This is a genomic window from Sphingobacterium corticis, from assembly GCF_042684745.1.
Lineage (GTDB): Bacteria > Bacteroidota > Bacteroidia > Sphingobacteriales > Sphingobacteriaceae > Sphingobacterium > Sphingobacterium corticis.
The window spans coordinates 61,234-79,234 of sequence record NZ_JBHUMA010000006.1; the positions used below are offsets into that span (position 1 = coordinate 61,234).

Sequence of the window (18,001 nt, forward strand, 5' to 3'; positions counted from 1 at the left end):
ATGTATTTTAAATAGAATTTTTATTAGTTAAATTATTATTATTAGGAAAAATTAGTAGCTTAGGACATACCTTTATTATCTATTTTCCAATGAATTACATCTTCGTCAAATTCATAGCGATTACATTTTTGATTGGATTCTTTTACTTTTCAGATGTTTATGCGCAAAATCCAGACAACATCCACCAAGATTATACTTCTTTTAGCTTAAAGGATAGCGTTCGAATTTTCAGAGGTAAAATTCTTGGCTTAGATTCAACGGAACTTGCCAAAATTCCTTATGCGGATGTTCGTGTTCAAACCTTTGATGTTGAAGGCGATTCCCGTATATCCTGTCCTATTTCGGTGAGCGGCACGTTCGATGTAATCCTTCCATATCACATTCCTTTGCAAGAGCTTTTTTTAGAATTAGGCGATTATAGCGAAACGTTCTTTGTGCTCGATTCAATAGAAGTGGACTTTGATTTTCAGCATGGTGATGAACCCGAAGTTCATTTCAGGGGAGAAAATGCAACGTCGAGCGAATTCTTGTTTTCCCACAATAAAGCTTTAAAGGAATCGGAAGGATATAAACAGTTCAGTTATGTCGCCGACAGTTTAATTGATGCGCAAATAGATTCGGCTGTGTTTTTCCGAGCGCTAAATACTTGGTCGGAAAATACAACGAGCTTAACAAATAAATTTTTGCATTCGAGAAATGTTTCGCCCGCGCTTCGTGATATTGTTTTGCAGTCCAATGAAGCGCAATTTTTGTCCTACGTACTACATTATTACTCAAACATGGAACGAATGCTGCCGGAAGAATTGTCACATCGTATAAAAGCTTTCCAAACAACGTATTTGCTATCTTCCATGAGTATGTTTTATCATTACTTATACTACTTCGCGCGATCTGTTTGGGAAGAAGAACGACAATCTCCTGCTTTAGATTTTATTTTGGATACAATGTCTAAAAGCGTGAATATGAATGCGGGTGACGTCGATCTTCTCATGCGAACAAAGACTTTATTTATCCAATATCAACAGGACAAAAGTACCGAGCTGAAACCGGCCTATTTTGATGAGCTTGAAAGTAATTTTCAGATTGTTAACGACCGATATAACGCAACTTTACAACGCACTATAAATGAATGGGTAGATACAAATCGTCAAACGCTTTGGGATTTCTTTTCCGACAGATACCCCCAACCAATAGATGACATCTTGATTGCGAAGAGCGGTCCGCGAAAGGAACAGTTAACGATCGACAGCTTATCGAAGACATACGAGCGTATTTTAACATACATTGAAACGCCCAAAATATCTTATTTTATCGATGCTTATGTGAAATCTATACAAAAACCACTTGTTGCAGCGGACGAAGAAAATTATAATGTAGTTAATAAAAGCGATTCTGTATTAGTTCCTATTGATTTTGCGAAAGATGCAGAACTTTACGTCGTGGATCACTTTGGTGGTGGCGAACTATTTGATCATTTGCTTACAAAATATAAGGGTAAGGTATTGTTTGTAGATTTTTGGGCAACTTGGTGTGTGCCTTGTTACGAAGATTTCGAACGAGCGAAAATGCTAAAAAATGGATTGGATACGTCGAATATTGTCTTCCTCTATTTATGTTGTGATTCGGAGCAAGGTGAATGGATCGGACGGATTCGCGAAAGAGAATTGTCTGGCGTGCATGTACTTTTTAATAAAGAACAAAGGCGCGAACTATTCAACCGATTTAACTTAGATGGTTATCCAAGTTATCTTTTTGTAGATAAATCAGGCCATATCGAACATCATGCGAGATGGGTTTTGAACGATCCAAAGAAAGGACAGGCGTTTTTATTGGAGCAGGTAGACAAATGATCCTTCCGACCTTGTAGCTGTTTTTCATCCAAATCGAACTGAAGCGAAAGCGAATCCGCGTTAACAGAACTTCACGCTTTCAACGAATTTTAAAACTTTAAAATAATATCTTTGCAAAACCGTTCGATTTCGTCGCACAAGCGTTTGAAATTGAAGTGAGGAAGCTAAACTTCCTGCAGCGCGAATTGGATTCGTTGTTCGGTATTAAAGAAATTATATATGTCATTAGTCATTGTAGGTTCGATTGCATTTGATGCTGTCGAAACTCCGTTTGGGAAAGCAGATAAAAATCTAGGCGGAGCAGCTGTGTTCGCCGGTTTAGCTGCTTCATATCTCTATGATCACGTGAAGTTGGTAGGAATTGTTGGTGGTGATTTTGGAGAAGATAATTTTAGCATTATTACCGATCGAGGGATAGATATTGCAGGTATTGAGATAGCTGAAAACCAAAAAACATTTTTTTGGTCGGGTAAATACCATGTGGACATGAATAGCCGAGATACTTTACAAACGGATCTTAACGTGCTAGCAGCATTTGACCCTAAAATTCCGGAGAGTTATCAAGACTGCGAATACTTGTTGCTCGGAAATTTGATGCCTGCTGTTCAAATTGCAACGCTAGATCGCTTGTCGAACAAACCCAAATTGGTCGTTATGGATACGATGAATTATTGGATGGATACGGCATTAGAGGATTTGAAAGTATTGTTGAAGCGCGTTGATGTACTAACCATTAATGATGGCGAAGCGCGACAATTGTCTGGAGAATATTCTTTGGTAAAAGCTGCCGAGAAAATTTTGGAGATGGGACCTTCTTATTTGATTATCAAAAAAGGGGAACACGGTGCGTTGTTATTTGGAGAAGGACAGGTTTTTTCTGCGCCAGCATTGCCGTTAGCTGAAGTTTTTGATCCAACAGGCGCAGGAGATGCTTTCGCGGGAGGCTTTATTGGTTATCTCGCCCAAGTAAAGACCGTCAATTTTCACAATATGAAAAATGCAGTTATTTACGGGTCTACTTTAGCATCATTTTGCGTAGAGAAATTTGGTACGGATCGATTGCGGGAACTGGAGCAAAAAGAAATTAAAAATAGGATAGGGCAGTTTGTGGCTTTATCGAAATTTGAAATAGGAGGCGAGTAGCCTCCTATCTTTTTTTATCATCATTCCAATTGACCAACAATCGGAAATCGTGCAAATACTTTCTCGCTGTGTGGCGCATCGCTTAACTCGGAAGTTAAGTCTTGACCCGCCCAGTGCTCGTAATGTTTTCCGTTTTGCCAAAGTCGACTTTCGGAAACATCGTAGATCATTCCTCGATAAGCTACCCAAATTTCTGGTCGATCTTGCCCATTTCTTCGGGCTAACATTGGTTTGCTGTAGCGTGGTAATTCGTTCAATGGTCTTAACTATATGCGTGCAAGGTTTTTTTCATTGCTTTGCGAGCAACGTGGATACGGGTTTTCACCGTTCCAATCGGAATTGCTAAATGATCGGCAATTTCGTGGTATTTGTATCCTTCGTAATACATGGTAAAAGGTACATAATAATCTTCGCTTAATTTACCCAAAGCGCTATTAATGTCTTCCATCATGAATTTATTCACACCCTTATTATGCGTTGCAGAAACAACTAAGTTGGCATTGCTGATTTCTTCTTCTTTTGTGATGAAAGAATTCGTTTTTACGACACGTCTGTAATTATTGATAAACGTGTTTTTCATAATCGTGTATAGCCAACCTTTTAAGTTCGTTCCTTCGCGAAAGTTCTTGAAATAAGTGACTGCTTTCAATAACGTATCCTGAACTAGATCGTTAGCATCGTCTCCATCTTTCGTGAAGTTTCTCGCGTATGATTTTAGCGAATCCGAATGTTGTACTACGAGTGTATTAAAATCTAACTTGTTCATACTACTGGTTATTTATGTGTTTACTAATGTGTGATTAACTATCAACTTATGCTCAATGCATAACACTAGGATAAAGACAAATACCGTGCAAAAACGAACTTGATTTGGAAAAAATGATACGGAATCTTTGGGTTAAAATACGCTAAAGTAGAAACGTAAACTCCGCAGATCATGCAACAGTAGGTTAATAAACGTAGTTTTTATGTTGGATAGAAAAAGATGAAAAAAGTTTAAAATCCGACAATTATTTATAAAATATTGACCTCGCGCTCCAATATAATCCCGAATTTTTGCCTAACATCCGTGATAATTTGTTCAGAAACGTCAAAAATTTCATCTCCTTCGGCCGCATTGGCATTGGTAAGTACTAATGCTTGCTTAGGCCAAACCAACACGTCGCCAACTTGTTTGCCTTTCCAACCACATTGTTCAATCAACCAGCCTGCAGCTAACTTTACGTTGCCATCAGCAAGCGCATAGGAAATCACGTTTGGAAATTCAATATTGATACCTTCAAATTGTTCGGCTGAAATAATCGGGTTCTTGAAGAAGCTTCCCGCATTTCCGATAGTTTGCGGATCAGGTAATTTTTCAACACGTATAGATGATACCACCTCAGCAATATCGCGGATAGTTGGGTTAGTAATTCCTCGGTTGTCCAATTCTTGTTGTATTGCACCATAGGAAGTATTTCTCTTCGCATTCAAATGAAGCTTATAAGTAACAGAGCAAATAATGAAACGTCCTTTATATTTGGTTTTGAAAATACTATCCCGATAGGTAAAACCACATTCATCGCGGTTGAACGTTACAAAAGTTCCTTCTTTTGTATCAAAGGCACGACAACTGTAAAAAACATCCATCAACTCCACCCCATACGCGCCAATATTCTGTACAGGAGAAGCGCCAACCGACCCCGGGATGAGCGCCATGTTTTCCAATCCGGGGAACTGATGTTCGATGCAGTGCCACACCAAATCATTCCAAACTTCGCCACCAGCGGATGTTACATACACATAGTTGCCATCAATGAAATGTTGTATTCCTTTGGTTTTGATATGAACGACCAACCCTGGGTAATCAGTTGTAAATAATACGTTGCTACCGCCGCCCAAGACAAAGAAGCTTTTGTCAAATGCATTATCGGTATGTAATTTTACCAACTGCGATTCGTCCGAAATCTGTACGTATTGATCAGCGAATGCTTCAATACGAAACGTATTAAACTGTTTTAGGGAAACTCGGTACGAAATCTGCTCGTTCATATTTGACTATCTTTGCTAAAAATTCAGATAAATTATTTAACTTTAATAATAAAGTGGCTAAAGATACCCAATAAGGGACGTATTAGCTAGAATTATCATTTCCAATATGAAGAGTGCTGACGCAAAACGTTTTAAAATAATTGAATCTGCCCTGCGTAGATTTTCTCATTTCGGTATGGCAAAAACAACCATGGCAGAAATAGCCAAGGATTTGTCGTTCTCTAAGGCGTTGTTATATTATTACTTTCCAGATAAAAATAGTTTGTACGCTGCAGTTTGGAACTACCTATTGGATGAACTGCTGGAACGAGGAGAAAAGATTATTGAAGAAGGAGGTGAGCTCGCAACGATAGTTAGTAAATTGTTGGATGCGCGTATGCATTTCTTTAATGAATATTACAACATCTTTGCGGATGCGTACTCTTTCCGAATGGAGTTGCCAATGGATTTGCAAGATTTGATCCCCAAAATCTATCAAAAAGAAATTCAGCAAGTCGTAAACCTTCTAAAGGTAGGCGTTGCCAATGGAGAAATTGCTCTTGATGATGAATATGATACCGCACGTTTGTTTCAAGCTTCGATGCACGGCTTGCGAGCTGGCCTGAAGAAAGATTTTAAAACGATGTTTGCTCCGCCTACTCAAGATGAGTTCAATGAGATCTTAACGATGCAGAAAAAAATGGCTACTATCTTTATTAACGGTTTACGGGTTCGTTAGTTTGTTAACGATATCGCTCACGATCATGTCCGCATGGATACGTGAGTTCTCAATAAACCAAAGATGCGTGTTCAATCCACCGCAAACTACCCCTGCCAAATAAAGCCCTTCTATATTAGTTTCCATCGTTACAGAATTGTGTTCCGGAATTCGGGGCGCTTCGTTCGGAACATCAATTCCAATTTTTTCCAAGAATGAAAAATTTGGTTGATAGCCAGTAAGCGCTAATACAAAATCATTTTCCAACGTAATCTCACCTTCCGGAGTTTGTATGCGAACATGATGCTCGGTGATCTCCGATAGGCAACTTTGGTAATACACGTTAATTTCTCCGGCACTTAAACGATTATCGATATCCGGACGTACCCAATATTTTACGCGCGGACTGATTTCATGCGAACGAATCACTAACGTAACATTTGCTCCTTTGCGATAGGTTTCCAATGCCGCATCTATCGACGAATTACTGGATCCAATCACGACGACGTTTTGCTTCGCATAATAATGTGGATCATCATAGTAATGTTTCACTTTCGGCAAATCTTCTCCCGGAATGCATACGTTAACCGGAACATCATAGAATCCTGTCGCCACTACAACGTGTTTTGCTTGGTAGTTTTCCTTCGAAGATTTTATGGTAAAAAAGCCGCTAATCTCATCCTTTACCACCGATGTGACTTCTTCGAACAAGTGCGTGTTCAGATCAAATTTATATTCAACACGGCGGTAGTATTCTAGCGCTTCGGCTCGTTTGGGTTTAGGATTTAAAGTAACAAATGGGACACCGCCAACTTCCAGTTTTTCCGCCGAGGAAAAGAAGGTCATGTTGACGGGGTAATGGTATAAGGAATTCACTAGACAACCTTTTTCCAAAATGATGTGCGACAGGCCTGCTGCTTGCGCTGCAATGCCGCAAGCGATCCCAATTGGTCCGCCTCCAATAATCAGTAGGTCGTAAATTTCCTTATGCATGTGTTACCTCCATCTCTTTATCAAACTTAATCGAATCGCGTTTCACTGCATCTTCGGTTGCTTTTGGCAAATCTGTTGATATTTTCCGCAAAAATTGTAATTGTTCGGTAATAAGCTTGGAATCTTCGTGATTTTCATCTTCATCGAGCGCACCTTGAAACTTGCTCGTCCAATCTTCCGGTGCATCATACTCACTAAAGGTTTGAATCAAACGGTACAAGTTGAAGGCTGTTTTCTTCAATAAATCGTATTGATTATTAGAAATGTGCAGGTTGCTCGCTTTATCAATTTCTGTAAATAGCGAAGCTGAATAAGAAAAGAAAACGTGATTCAATATAACGAATCTGTTGACATCCTTCGTGTTCTTTTGTCTCCATTTAGGCTCCGTAAGCATGCGTTGGAAAGTAGAGCCCATGTTAGCAGATGCGATATAAAGCTCTTTCCGCGCCAATTTATATTCCGTCACGTTGATGGGTTCGTCGGTAAACATTTTAGCCACTTGTTCGAGATAAACAAAGTTTGCCGTCAGCAGCTTGTAGATCGTCTCCTTAATTTTACTGCTCTCCCAATTCGGGAATACCACATAACTGGATAAGAACGCAAGCATTCCACCCAAAAATGTGTCAAAAACTCGCTCTTTAGCCATTTCGAACGTATTCACTCCAGTGAAACTAATCATAATTAATACGTATGGCGTCAAAAACACGACAAACATGATGTAGTTGATTCGAAATAGGCTGTAGGCAATCAGGAAAAATAAAATTAACAAAGCGAAAAGCACAATTTGATTTTGAATCGTAATTAAAATCAAGGCGCCGATAATACCGCCAATTACTGTCCCCATGAGTCGCTGTACATTTCGCTCTTTCGTTAGTCCAAAACCGGGCTTCAATATCACCAGTATCGTCAGCAGTACCCAAAAGATTCCCTTATCGCTAAAGTTCAGCAAGTGTAGCCCAATATAGGTGCCTGTCATTACAACGGCCATTCTTACTGCGTGCCGAAAGATGGAGGAATCTCTAGAAAGGTTACTTTTAAAGCTCTTCCAATCAATATGCGATGTTTGAATAAATTTGCTTGCGTCGTCTATTTCCTCTTTAACGATCGAAGAGGCATTTACTTGGCTGTAATTGTACATATTATTCAGCAATATGGTCATCTTTCGAATGTTGACAATTACCTTTTTCAAAGGAATGGTATTGCGTTCGTAATTTCTGTCGATTTGCTCCACTTTAAGGCGCAAATGCTCGATGTCTTTTGTGAAATCGTGCATCGGCGTGGGCATTTTATTGGCATTTAGCTGATAAGCAAAATGATCCAACTCATGGGTTAACTTGACTACTACATACCGAAAATGATGAAGAACTCCGGTGTCGTTAAACATCTTCCGGATCGCATCGTAATCGTAATACGTTGTCATTGTTTGTTCAAATAAATCGACAATATCGTTGAAAATCAAGATCAATAATCGGCCAAGTTTGGTCGTGTCTTTTACCGATCGTTTACTGTGAAACAGCAATTCGCGGACGTTTTCTTGATGCTTGTGAACTTCAATCTGTTTATCAATTACCTTTAGGTAATTTTCATCGTAATTTGTTTTCGCACTGTAGAAATTGGCACGTAGACGCAGAAATTCGGCAACGTGACGTATCGATTCGGCCAATTCCTGTTGTGCCAGTCGATATGGCTGAATTTGATTAAACGAGAAACTTACAATCATGTACCAAACTGCACCAATAGTGAAAAACATGATAAACTGCAGTTCTTCCTTTAGCGTGTATTCTCCTTCAATATGGATAAGCATCATCAATATACCCATAGCCCCGACGGTAGCTGCTCTTGCATTAAATACCCCAAACATGGAATATAAAAAGGAAACTAACGCAAGCACAACTCCCATAAAAACAATGGATGCGTTGACCAGAATGGTAAGTAGAAATGTAACTAAACAAACACCCAAACAAGCTAACATACCTGTACGACGATGATGCGGTGGGCCGGGAGTATCGGATAAGCCGATGAGAAGTGCTCCTAAAGATATTAAAGTGCCTACAAACAACTGATCGATAAGTGCGCACACCAAAACAGGTATAATACTTCCTATAGTGATGCGTAGGCCTTCGGCGAAATATTGTCCGTAAAAAAAACTTTTTATTTCTTTGGATTGTTTCATTTGTGTTTTCGGTTACAAAGATAACCATAATGCGCTTTACAAAAATGTTGCGACCAACAAATTATTACGCACAAATTCAGTAGGGTTTGCGAATACTTTATCTGCTTTAGACACTTCTTATAAGCGAATAAATTCAGCGCAGCTGTATTGCTATAATATAACAATCGAATTGATTTTGTTTTATTTTTTGTATTAATTTTTGAAACATAATGCGTTTTGACGAAAAATTTGGCAATTAACTTCAAAATATTATATTTGGGATTGCTTAAAAAATAGAGGAATAGTAAATAACGGAATACATACATGAAATCACTACAGAAACAAGCTATTTTCGGGAACGAAGTGCTTGTTCGCTTTGATTTGTTTAAAAGTCTTTTTTTGACTTTGCCCTTTCAACGCGTCAAGCATACAGGTACAATCCTGCCTTTTTTTGCTACACACTGCCAAAAAGGTGTGGAAGAGCGTCTTCCGCCAGAGGATATTATAGATAGCTTTTTCGGACAATACGAACAGTATGTTCAGGAAGATGATCGAGTTGATTTTCTTTTCAGGATAGTACAATATATTGAGCGCCAAGTGGTACTTTTTGATGCGGTGGAAGATTCATCTTTTCAAGAACTCGGCAAGACAGATGATTCCGAAAATCTAGACGCCTTTTTCAAATCGGTTAATCATAGCCCCGAACTTAAAAAGCAGGTTGCGAAAAAGCTAAAAGATTTTTCTGTTCGTCTGGTGTTGACCGCGCATCCCACACAGTTCTATCCAGGGCCGGTTTTAGGGATTATCAATGACTTAATCAATGCTTTGAAAGCGGATGATATTCAAGATATTCATCTATTGCTACAACAGTTGGGGAAAACCCCATTCTTAAATAAGGAAAAGCCAACTCCTGTGGATGAGGCGGCGAGTTTAGCTTGGTACTTGGAGAACGTATTTTATAAGGTTGCCTCGGATATTCATCAACGGGTGGATGCTGAATTGGACGACACCGAAAAAAGTGGGAAGCAATTGGTGGAATTAGGTTTTTGGCCGGGTGGCGACCGCGACGGAAACCCAAATGTTACGTGGGAAAGCACCAAAAAAGTGGCTTCGCTATTGCGAACAATTCTTTTCCGCTGTTATTACCGCGATTTCCGCACGGTTCGACGTCGCATTACGTTCCAAGGCGTTCAAGAGCCACTACAGAAGTTGCAAGAAATTTTCTATGAAAACAGTTTCAATCCGAAGGAAGATGCTACAGATTTAACGGATGAGATATTAGCAAATTTACACGATGCACGTGAAGTAATTGTTGAGCAGCATAATGGCTTGTTTGTTGAGTTAGTGGACGATTTAATTCATAAAGTAAACACGTTCGGATGTTATTTTAGCACACTGGATATGCGTCAAGATAGTTCGGTGTTGCGTGCCACGTTTGATCATCTTGTAAACAAATATCCAACAGAAACGGGCATTTCATCTTCGTCTTATTTGGAATCAGAAGATGAGAAACAAAAAGCGATTGGTTTCACAGAAGCTACCTTGGATCTGGAAGCTGAGCCAGATTCATTGATTGAGGATACGGTAAATGTTATCCGTTTAGTAAAGGATATCCAACGTTCAGGAAGCGAGCGCGCCGCGCAACGTTTTATTATCAGTAATTGCCAAAAGGCATCAGATATTTTAGGATTAGTGCAACTATTCTTGTGGCAAGGTTGGACGAAAGAGGAACTGAGTATGGATTTCGTTCCATTGTTCGAAACCGTCGACGATTTGAAGCATGCTGCGGAGGTGATGAAAACGCTCTATACACATCCATGGTACAGCGAGCATTTGCGCACACGCGGCAATAAGCAAACCATTATGTTGGGTTTCTCGGATAGCACGAAAGATGGCGGCTATTTGATGGCGAATTGGTCGATTTACAAAGCAAAAATCGAGCTAACGGCGATTGCACGCGAGTACGAGGTAGATTTGGTGTTCTTCGACGGTCGCGGTGGTCCCCCGGCACGTGGTGGCGGCAAAACGCAACGTTTCTACGCAAGCATGGGACGTGAAATTGAAAATAAACACATCCAATTAACCATTCAAGGGCAAACGATCAGTAGTCAATACGGATCACTGGACGCTGCTCGATTCAATATCGAAAAGCTGTTACATGCAGGCATTATTTCCGAAATTAAACAGCGCGAAGGCGATACATTGACGGAACAACAAAAGAAAGTAATCGATCAGTTGGCACAAGAAAGTCACCAAAAATTCTTAAGTCTTCGCCACGATCCACTATTCTTAAAATACTTGGAAGTGTTAAGTCCATTGAAAATGTTGTCTTCCATCAATATCAGCAGCCGTCCTGTAAAACGTAACTCGGATCGTGAATTACGTTTGGAAGATCTTCGTGCCATTAGCTTTGTGACTTCTTGGAGTCAATTGAAGCAGAATATTCCTGGATTTTATGGGGTAGGTAGTGCGTTGAAGTGGGCTGAGGATAATAACTTGTGGTCGACGGTAAAAAATCTGTATGAAACTTCCGGCATGTTTAGTACGATTATCGACAACTGCATGATGTCAATGACAAAGTCAAATTTTGACATTACGTCGTACATCCAGCACGATGAAACGTTTGGCGATTTTTGGAAAGGCTTATACGACGAGTTCTGTTTAACAAAAGAATATGTGCTCAAATTGACAGGTGCGAAACAATTAATGGAAAATTATCCGGTGGATCGCCTTTCTATTTTGGAAAGAGAGAAAATTATTCTTCCATTGCTTACTATTCAACATTATGCTATTCGCGTGTTAAATCGAGGACAAATTTCGGAAGAAAAGAAATCAGTATACGAGAAATTGATCGCGCGTACGGTTTATGGCGTGGTTAATGCAGGAAGAAATTTAGCTTAAGATCATTGTGGCGTTAAATAATGGAATAAGGGATATTTTATTATTTTTGTTGTCAAAATAGAATCATCATGAAATTAAATACAATTTTAGTAGCTGGAGCTTGTGCAAGTGTTTTGTTTACCACTTCATGCCAACCTTCTATGGGCGAGCGTCAATTGAAATATACGCACACTACGTTGGTAGATAAAGACGCTTACAATGCCATTCGCATTATTGGTGGAAAGGTGCCGTACGAATTGGATTACGCATCACATGTGGAAGCAAATGGTACAAGCGAAAACAAAGCATTGGCAGCGAAAGTGCAGGCAACATTCGCAGGAATGCTTGCTGAATTGGATACGTTAGCTACTAAAAATCAAGTTGATTTCCCAGTGTTGGGTGCTAAGCAATTCAAGGCTGAAAACGGCGAACACACTGCAGAGCATGTTGCTGCAACAGATTCTACTGCCGCAATAGCGCACGCGGATCACGCAGAGCACGGACACGCTCATGGTGCTGCCGATCATTATCAACATCATGTTCAACATGAGGTTGCTTTGATTAAAGATCAATTCACAAGATTGAGCCGTAACACCAACAAAGAATTGCGTGATTATGCTGCATCAAAATTGGAAGCATTATCAGAATTATACAAACAAGCAGGTGGCACCGAAGAAGCAGGTGGACACCACTAAAAGCATTATTATTTGAATAAGCACCAAAAAATAAAAACAGGTATTTTGGCGTATGGAATGTCCGGTAAGGTATTCCATGCGCCATTTTTAGTTGATAACGATCTGTTCGAATTCAGAGCAGTTGTTGAGCGAACCAAGAAGAATGCGCAAACGGATTATCCGAATGTGATAAGTTATGATTCGGTCGAAGAATTGTTGCGCGATCCGCAGATTGAATTGGTCATCGTGAACACACCGAATGATACGCATTTCGATTTTGCGAAGCAAGCCATTGAATTCGGTAAACATGTTTTAATCGAAAAACCCTTCGCGCCAACCACGGCGCAAGCAAAAGAATTGTTTGCACTTGGTCGGAAGTATGGCAAACAAGTGCTTCCGTACCACAATCGTCGTTTCGATTCCGATTTTCTTTCTTTAAAATATGTGCTGGAAAAACGGTTTGTTGGTCGGCCGATTGAATTACACATTCGCTTCGATCGCTACAAGCCGGAAATTGGACCAAAAGTATTTAAAGAAACGCGCCGACCAGCCGCCGGAGTAGTGTACGATTTGGGCTCTCACTTGCTGGATCAGGTCCTTTCTTTATTCGGTAAACCAAAATCGATGACTAAAATTTCCGGTTCTTATCGTGATCAATCGGTGGTCGACGATTTTGGAAATATCATTCTAAACTACGTGGATGGGCTCAATGTATATATTACTACAAGTTTATTAGTGGCTAATCCGCAAGCGTCAATCGTTTTGCACGGAACCAAAGGTTCTTTCGTAAAAGATAGAACGGATGTGCAGGAAGCGCAATTAATAAAAGGAATTCGCCCAATGCAAGCCGAATATGGCGAAGAAGCTGAAGGAAAGGACGGGCTACTTACTGTTCATCACGACGATGGTAGTTTCGAGCAATTAATTGTTCCGAGCAATCGCGGACATTATGAAAAAGTATTCCAACATGTGTATGATAGCATCCGCCAATCAGCTCCCTACTACGTTAGCGAAGACGAAATTGTCTGGCAATTGGATATTCTAGGGCCAAATAAAGGAAGTTAACGTTAATTAATCTTGTGTTAACAATAAAATAACGTAGTTTCATTAACATTGCGTTAAGCTATTGTAACGCTTGTTTCTACTACAACATCAAATTATTTATGAGATACGCTGCTATTGATATTGGGTCTAATGCTGTGCGATTACTGATCGCAGACATCATTGTTAGGGATCAGGAGATATCATTTAATAAAAATACGTTATTACGTGTTCCTCTTCGTTTGGGCGACGACGCATTTATCCAGCGCTATATCTCTGAATCGAAATTTACCGACATGGTCAAAACAATGCGCTCTTTTAGGGATTTGATGGACGTTTATAAGGTGACCGATTATATGGCGTGTGCAACATCGGCAATGCGTGATGCAGCAAACGGATCGGAAGTAGTAAAAGCCTGCAAAGAAGTTGGTGTCGACATTGATATTATCGATGGGAGCAAAGAAGCATTGATCATTTATAATAGCTATTTGGGCGCGAAGCTAGATAGAAGTCGTGTTTATCTCTTTGTAGATGTAGGTGGAGGAAGTACGGAAATTTCTTTGTTTGCCAACGGACGATTGATTGATTCCAGATCTTTCAATTTAGGAACGATTCGGATTCTAGATAATCAAGATCGTTCTGAAACTTGGGAAGAAATGAAAATGTGGCTGAAAGAGCTTACCAAAACCTATAAAGTCATTTATGGAATTGGAACTGGCGGCAACATCAATAAATTGTCGCGCCTATCCAGCGAGAAAGCCGATAAGCCGATATCCTATGCAAAGCTAAAAGCGCTGTATTTATATCTTAGTTCGTATTCTCTAAAAGATCGAATTAATGTATTGGGCTTGAAGAACGATCGTGCGGATGTCATCATTCCTGCTGCGGAAATATTCCTAACAGTCATGAAGTTCGGACGGTTGAAGAATATCACTGCTCCGCGTGTAGGATTGGCGGATGGAATTATTCAAACGCTCATCGATAATAATCGGGAGAATAGCTAATAAATCAGTTGCAACTGTCGCAAAAACCGCTATTTTTGTAGCACTCCAAGCTCAGGTGGCGAAATTGGTAGACGCACCATCTTGAGGGGGTGGCGCTCGCATGGGCGTGGCAGTTCGAATCTGCTCCTGAGCACAAAACAAAAAAGAGATCCCAAAGATCTCTTTTTTGTTTCAGACGCTTTTATTTTATCAGTACACACGTAATAAATTTCACTGCACAACGTAATTTTCAAAATATTTTATACTTTCGTCTGCGCAATAAATGCAGCTTCAACCATTCGTTTTGCCTCGTTATGAAAGAAATAATAAAGGATCGTAGTTTCCAACTTTCAATAATTTTGACATTTCTGTTTTTGGGAACAGGAATAGCCTTTTTGTTACTAGGATTGGCTGCGTATAGCTGGGTAATCTTTATATTGCTACCGATAGTACTCGGAATAGCATTGGGAGCTTTACCTAAAAAGCGACACGTTCTGAATGCTGCGATTGTTACAACAACCATAATTTTTATAGGATTGGTATTCCCAGGACTTTCTGGTGTGCTTTGCATTGTGATGACGTTGCCGCTCGTTATCCCCCTCATCTTTATAGGTTACATAATTACCCATCTGGTGAAGCGGTATAAGGATATCAAGGGTACTAACAAGTTTTCCGTCCTGATTCTACCAATTGTACCATTTTTGATTGCCGCGCCTACAGAAAATTACTTACAAAAGGATAAAGAATCCATCATAGAAATAAAGACCGAGCGGGTTTATAATTTCACGCCAGAACAAGTTTACGATGCGATAAAATCGGTAGATACTTTAGATGCGGAGAAACCTTACCTGATGTATTTCGACTTGCCAATACCTGTGAAATGCGTTTTGGAAAAGGAAGAGGTGGGCGGACTAAGGACCTGTTATTTCGAGGCTGGAGAGTCCAGTAGATATGATTTCGGAAAGGGAACCATTGTTGAAAGAATCACAGCGTTGGAGCGGGGAAAGGTTCTTAAAATGGACGTCGTCGATTATGAACTCGTGGGACGTAATTGGCTGGGCTTTAAAGAAGCTATATATTACTTCGATAAGGTAGGCGAATCATCATGCAAATTGACACGTATAACTACATATACATCTGTGTTGAATCCACGATTTTATTGGCGGCCCTTAGAAGAGTTGGGTATTAAACAAGAGCATGACTACGTTTTTAACAATTTGGCGAAAGATTTGAATAGCATGTTTAGCAAATAACGTATCATCAATTCTTGAAGCGGGGTATCTACACTTGTGGCGTTAGGGAATTTTAGTAGGTGCGGAAAAGGAGGAGAAAACTTCCATCTATACAAAAATTATTCTTTTTGCATGCTTACAGTATCCAATATGGGCGTAACAAACATATTTAGATGAACATAAGCCCCTTTTGATTACATCAATACGAACACTTCGATGAAAATCACTTCCGCACCTGATAAAATCCAACGAGCGAAGCGGATTTATAATCCTATTGAACTCGGTTAGCGTTGCAATGCGGAAGTGAATTCTATTTATTTTTTTACGCTAGGTTCTTGCTGACTTAAGCAGTGAAAACTCCCTAAACCCCAGATCAAATCTGTCGAATCAATGCCGATCACTTCACGATCCGGGAAATAGCGCGCTATAATTTCCAACGCTTTCGCGTCGTTCTTATCGCGAAAAGTTGGCACAACAACCACTTTGTTAGCGATGTAGAAATTCGCATAAGAGGCAGGTAACCTTTGGTCTTCATAAACGACGGCTTTTGGCATCGGAAGTTCAACGATATTCAATGGCCGGCCGTCCAACAAGCGCATTTCGCGTAAAGCGTGTAAGTTCTCTTGCAGAAGCTGGTAGTTTTCGTCGCTAGGATCACTTTCCACAACCGTCAGGACGGTGTCTTCGTTTACAAAGCGAGTAATATCATCGATGTGCCCGTCCGTATCATCGCCTACAATACCATCACCTAACCAAAGTACTTGCTTCTGACCGTAGAATTCTTTCAGGTAGCGTTCAATATCTTCTTTGGTTAGATGGGGGTTGCGATTTTCGTTCAACAAACAAGCGGTGGTTGTCAAAACCGTTCCGGCACCGTTGAACTCCACGGATCCACCTTCCATCACGATAGAAGGCGTGAACAAGCGATGTCCAAATTTATTTGCAATACGCGTTGGGATAACATCGTCCAAATCGTAAGGAGGATATTTTCCACCCCAAGCATTGTATCCCCAATCTACAACCGCTTTTTCGCCGGTTTCGCGGTTGATAACGAAAGCAGGTCCGTGATCGCGGCACCACGCATCATTCGTTGCATGATAGAAAAACTCAATGTTTTCGGAAGCCACACCTGCGTCGTTTAGGTGTTTCAATGCAAACTCGTGCATTTCTTCATTTTCCACATTGATGCGCACTTTTTGATGCGCAGCAACTGCTTTGATGAATTGACAATAAGGCGCGTAGATTTCATGCAATTTTCCGGGCCAAGAAGCTTCTTTATGCGGCCAGCTCAACCATAATGCATCTTGCAATTCCCATTCAGCAGGAAATGTGAAACCTAAATCTTTGGGAGTGGTTTGAAAATCTTGCTCCCAGTTTTTGTCGGATTGTACTTGTGCCATGTATGTTATAAAAAAGGCAAGCGAAGCTTGCCATCAATAATGTCAATTAATCTTCGTCAATAAATCGTTTGGTGATCGGGCTGTAAGTTTCTACCCGGCGATCACGCAAAAACGGCCAATGCTTTCTGAAATAATCGGATTCGTTCAAATCGATATCGACTACTTTCACTTCTTCCTGATCATGTGAAGCTAAATACAGCAGCTTTCCTTGCGCGTTGGCAACGAAACTACCACCCCAAAACTTCATGGCTCCATCTTGCTCAAAACCTACACGGTTGACAGAGATTACGGGCACACCATTCGCGACAGCATGCGATCGTTGGATCGTTTGCCATGCGTTATATTGGTCTTGATTCGTTTCCTCATCCTGGTCGGTTGCCCAGCCGATTGCAGTAGGGTAGAAGAGCATCTCAGCACCCATTAACGCCGTAATGCGCGACGCTTCCGGATACCATTGATCCCAGCATATCAAGATCCCGATTTTCCCGAATTTCGTTGAGAAAACTTTGTAACCTAAATCGCCCGGCGTAAAATAGAATTTCTCATAGAAAGCTGGATCATCCGGAATATGCATCTTGCGATATTTACCTAAATACGTTCCATCAGCATCTAAAACCGCTGTAGTATTATGGTATAAACCAGCCGTTCGTTTCTCGAATAGCGAAGCAATGATGACCACGCTCAACTCCGCAGCAACCGCCGATAAAGCATCGGTCGATGGCCCGGGAATGGCTTCTGCCAAGTTAAAGTTATCGTAATCTTCCACATCGCAGAAGTACAGCGACGTAAATAATTCCTGAAGACAAACAATTTGTGCGCCCTGAGCGGCCGCGTCCCGTACTTTCGCAATCGCTTTGTCTAGATTCGCCTGCTTATCGCTAACGCAAGACATCTGCACCAAGCCAACTTTCACTTTACTCATCTT

At 40.4% G+C, this 18,001-nt stretch carries 16 protein-coding genes and 1 tRNA gene; 9 read left to right on the forward strand and 8 right to left on the reverse strand.

Features of this window, described 5'->3' with window-relative positions; all coding sequences use genetic code 11:
• The first annotated feature begins 89 nt into the window (after positions 1-89).
• Together ACFSQ3_RS06340 and ACFSQ3_RS06345 are read left to right on the forward strand one after the other, a co-directional pair.
• Positions 90-1,850, forward strand: coding sequence for a TlpA family protein disulfide reductase (locus ACFSQ3_RS06340; protein ID WP_380868575.1), 1,761 nt, complete (start codon positions 90-92; stop codon positions 1,848-1,850).
• A 219-nt stretch (positions 1,851-2,069) separates the two neighbouring features.
• Complete coding sequence (locus tag ACFSQ3_RS06345) at positions 2,070-2,993, forward strand: PfkB family carbohydrate kinase (protein WP_380868576.1); 924 nt, start codon at positions 2,070-2,072, stop codon at positions 2,991-2,993.
• Between the two features lie 20 nt (positions 2,994-3,013).
• On the opposite strand, the gene ACFSQ3_RS06350 is transcribed toward ACFSQ3_RS06345, so the two are convergent.
• From ACFSQ3_RS06350 to ACFSQ3_RS06365, 4 genes are all read right to left on the reverse strand, one after another.
• Complete coding sequence (locus ACFSQ3_RS06350) at positions 3,014-3,220, reverse strand: cytochrome b5 domain-containing protein (protein ID WP_380870025.1); 207 nt, start codon at positions 3,218-3,220, stop codon at positions 3,014-3,016.
• A gap of 35 nt (positions 3,221-3,255) precedes the next feature.
• Complete coding sequence (locus tag ACFSQ3_RS06355; RefSeq protein ID WP_380868578.1) at positions 3,256-3,759, reverse strand: RNA polymerase sigma factor; 504 nt, start codon at positions 3,757-3,759, stop codon at positions 3,256-3,258.
• 248 nt (positions 3,760-4,007) lie between these two features.
• Positions 4,008-5,024, reverse strand: a complete 1,017-nt coding sequence (gene murB, locus ACFSQ3_RS06360) for a UDP-N-acetylmuramate dehydrogenase (protein WP_380868580.1) — start codon at positions 5,022-5,024, stop codon at positions 4,008-4,010.
• Between the two features lie 82 nt (positions 5,025-5,106).
• Positions 5,107-5,193 (reverse strand): hypothetical protein, encoded by an 87-nt coding sequence (locus ACFSQ3_RS06365; RefSeq protein WP_380870026.1) that lies wholly within the window; start codon positions 5,191-5,193, stop codon positions 5,107-5,109.
• Between ACFSQ3_RS06365 and ACFSQ3_RS06370 the strand changes: the two genes are divergently transcribed.
• Positions 5,164-5,742, forward strand: coding sequence for a TetR/AcrR family transcriptional regulator (locus ACFSQ3_RS06370; protein ID WP_380870027.1), 579 nt, complete (start codon positions 5,164-5,166; stop codon positions 5,740-5,742). The two genes, ACFSQ3_RS06365 and ACFSQ3_RS06370, sit on opposite strands and share 30 nt — an antisense overlap.
• Here the strand turns inward: ACFSQ3_RS06370 and ACFSQ3_RS06375 are convergent.
• Positions 5,728-6,714: a YpdA family putative bacillithiol disulfide reductase gene (locus ACFSQ3_RS06375; RefSeq protein ID WP_380868582.1), complete on the reverse strand. Its 987-nt coding sequence runs from the start codon at positions 6,712-6,714 to the stop codon at positions 5,728-5,730. The genes ACFSQ3_RS06370 and ACFSQ3_RS06375 overlap by 15 nt on opposite strands.
• Complete coding sequence (locus tag ACFSQ3_RS06380) at positions 6,707-8,887, reverse strand: FUSC family protein (RefSeq protein WP_380868584.1); 2,181 nt, start codon at positions 8,885-8,887, stop codon at positions 6,707-6,709. The genes ACFSQ3_RS06375 and ACFSQ3_RS06380 overlap by 8 nt, the downstream gene beginning before the upstream one ends.
• A 303-nt stretch (positions 8,888-9,190) precedes the next feature.
• Here ACFSQ3_RS06380 and ACFSQ3_RS06385 point away from each other — a divergent pair, with 303 nt between their 5' ends.
• From ACFSQ3_RS06385 to ACFSQ3_RS06410, 6 genes are all read left to right on the forward strand, one after another.
• Positions 9,191-11,767 carry a phosphoenolpyruvate carboxylase gene (locus ACFSQ3_RS06385; protein WP_380868585.1) on the forward strand — a complete coding sequence of 859 codons (2,577 nt, stop codon included), beginning with the start codon at positions 9,191-9,193 and terminating at the stop codon, positions 11,765-11,767.
• A 68-nt stretch (positions 11,768-11,835) separates the two neighbouring features.
• Positions 11,836-12,441 carry a hypothetical protein gene (locus ACFSQ3_RS06390; RefSeq protein ID WP_380868587.1) on the forward strand — a complete coding sequence of 202 codons (606 nt, stop codon included), beginning with the start codon at positions 11,836-11,838 and terminating at the stop codon, positions 12,439-12,441.
• Between the two features lie 12 nt (positions 12,442-12,453).
• A complete protein-coding gene (locus tag ACFSQ3_RS06395) occupies positions 12,454-13,485 on the forward strand; it encodes a Gfo/Idh/MocA family oxidoreductase (RefSeq protein ID WP_380868589.1) in 1,032 nt (343 codons plus the stop codon).
• A gap of 98 nt (positions 13,486-13,583) precedes the next feature.
• Entirely contained in the window at positions 13,584-14,465 is an 882-nt protein-coding gene (locus ACFSQ3_RS06400; protein WP_380868590.1) for a Ppx/GppA phosphatase family protein, read from the forward strand.
• A gap of 49 nt (positions 14,466-14,514) precedes the next feature.
• Positions 14,515-14,598 (forward strand) — tRNA-Leu (locus ACFSQ3_RS06405).
• 160 nt (positions 14,599-14,758) lie between these two features.
• Entirely contained in the window at positions 14,759-15,697 is a 939-nt protein-coding gene (locus ACFSQ3_RS06410) for a hypothetical protein (RefSeq protein WP_380868592.1), read from the forward strand.
• A 293-nt stretch (positions 15,698-15,990) separates the two neighbouring features.
• On the opposite strand, the gene ACFSQ3_RS06415 is transcribed toward ACFSQ3_RS06410, so the two are convergent.
• Both ACFSQ3_RS06415 and ACFSQ3_RS06420 read right to left on the reverse strand, forming a co-directional pair.
• Positions 15,991-17,076, reverse strand: a complete 1,086-nt coding sequence (locus ACFSQ3_RS06415; RefSeq protein WP_380868594.1) for an agmatine deiminase family protein — start codon at positions 17,074-17,076, stop codon at positions 15,991-15,993.
• A gap of 46 nt (positions 17,077-17,122) precedes the next feature.
• Positions 17,123-17,998 (reverse strand): carbon-nitrogen hydrolase, encoded by an 876-nt coding sequence (locus ACFSQ3_RS06420; RefSeq protein ID WP_380868596.1) that lies wholly within the window; start codon positions 17,996-17,998, stop codon positions 17,123-17,125.
• Between the last annotated feature and the right edge of the window lie 3 nt (positions 17,999-18,001).

Coding starts and splice junctions, on each gene's coding strand:
- ACFSQ3_RS06340 (WP_380868575.1), top strand. CDS start 90: ATGAATTACATCTTCGTCAAATTCATAGCGATTACATTTTTGATTGGA.
- ACFSQ3_RS06345 (WP_380868576.1), top strand. CDS start 2,070: ATGTCATTAGTCATTGTAGGTTCGATTGCATTTGATGCTGTCGAAACT.
- ACFSQ3_RS06350 (WP_380870025.1), bottom strand. CDS start 3,220: ATGTTAGCCCGAAGAAATGGGCAAGATCGACCAGAAATTTGGGTAGCT.
- ACFSQ3_RS06355 (WP_380868578.1), bottom strand. CDS start 3,759: ATGAACAAGTTAGATTTTAATACACTCGTAGTACAACATTCGGATTCG.
- murB (WP_380868580.1), bottom strand. CDS start 5,024: ATGAACGAGCAGATTTCGTACCGAGTTTCCCTAAAACAGTTTAATACG.
- ACFSQ3_RS06365 (WP_380870026.1), bottom strand. CDS start 5,193: ATGAGAAAATCTACGCAGGGCAGATTCAATTATTTTAAAACGTTTTGC.
- ACFSQ3_RS06375 (WP_380868582.1), bottom strand. CDS start 6,714: ATGCATAAGGAAATTTACGACCTACTGATTATTGGAGGCGGACCAATT.
- ACFSQ3_RS06380 (WP_380868584.1), bottom strand. CDS start 8,887: ATGAAACAATCCAAAGAAATAAAAAGTTTTTTTTACGGACAATATTTC.
- ACFSQ3_RS06385 (WP_380868585.1), top strand. CDS start 9,191: ATGAAATCACTACAGAAACAAGCTATTTTCGGGAACGAAGTGCTTGTT.
- ACFSQ3_RS06390 (WP_380868587.1), top strand. CDS start 11,836: ATGAAATTAAATACAATTTTAGTAGCTGGAGCTTGTGCAAGTGTTTTG.
- ACFSQ3_RS06400 (WP_380868590.1), top strand. CDS start 13,584: ATGAGATACGCTGCTATTGATATTGGGTCTAATGCTGTGCGATTACTG.
- ACFSQ3_RS06410 (WP_380868592.1), top strand. CDS start 14,759: ATGAAAGAAATAATAAAGGATCGTAGTTTCCAACTTTCAATAATTTTG.
- ACFSQ3_RS06415 (WP_380868594.1), bottom strand. CDS start 17,076: ATGGCACAAGTACAATCCGACAAAAACTGGGAGCAAGATTTTCAAACC.
- ACFSQ3_RS06420 (WP_380868596.1), bottom strand. CDS start 17,998: ATGAGTAAAGTGAAAGTTGGCTTGGTGCAGATGTCTTGCGTTAGCGAT.